The organism is Candidatus Nitrosopumilus salarius BD31 (assembly GCF_000242875.2).
Classification (GTDB): domain Archaea; phylum Thermoproteota; class Nitrososphaeria; order Nitrososphaerales; family Nitrosopumilaceae; genus Nitrosopumilus; species Nitrosopumilus salarius.
The window spans coordinates 1-563 of record NZ_AEXL02000039.1 but is presented as its reverse complement, the minus strand read 5'-3'; the positions used below and the strand labels follow the sequence as shown (position 1 = coordinate 563).

Annotated in this window: 1 protein-coding gene; it reads right to left on the bottom strand. The window is 30.6% G+C overall.

Annotated elements, in window-relative coordinates; all coding sequences use genetic code 11:
• On the bottom strand, window positions 1-563 hold a 563-nt coding region (locus BD31_RS01820), incomplete at both ends, for a Gfo/Idh/MocA family protein (RefSeq protein WP_008297636.1).

The window sequence follows — 563 nt, the reverse complement described above, 5'->3', positions numbered from 1 at the left end:
TCAATATCAGCATTAAGATTAGAAACTTTGTGTATGCTACCAAAAACGGACTTGATATTAGAAAAAAGGAATGTTAACCAAACTAATTCAAATGGAACTATTTCCCTAGCAGCTCCTGTACTTCGTTTTGATACATAAAACTCTCTATAATCTTCCCAAGGATGCCAATTTGGAAGATAATGTCCAAAGTGATGATATACAGTTAATGGCTTTCCAATTTGATTTTGCCTCAAAAGTGCTTTTAATTTTTTAATCAAAGGATGGTATAGAAGTGTGCTTGAAGGTAATCCAATAATAGATTTTTTATGTAATTTTTGAATAATTTTTTTAACATCACGTGATGAAAGATTTACCTCCGTAAAAAAATGAATGTTATTTTTTATCGCAATCATGGCATATTTGTAATGCAAATCAGGAGGAGTGGAAATAATCATGCATGTTGGATTGCTTTTAAGACCTTCATTTATTGTGGAAACTGTAGAAATCTTGTATAGTTTTTCAGATTCTTTTCGCCGATCATCTCTTGGATCGAATCCAATAATGTTTTTTAATCCAATTTTTAG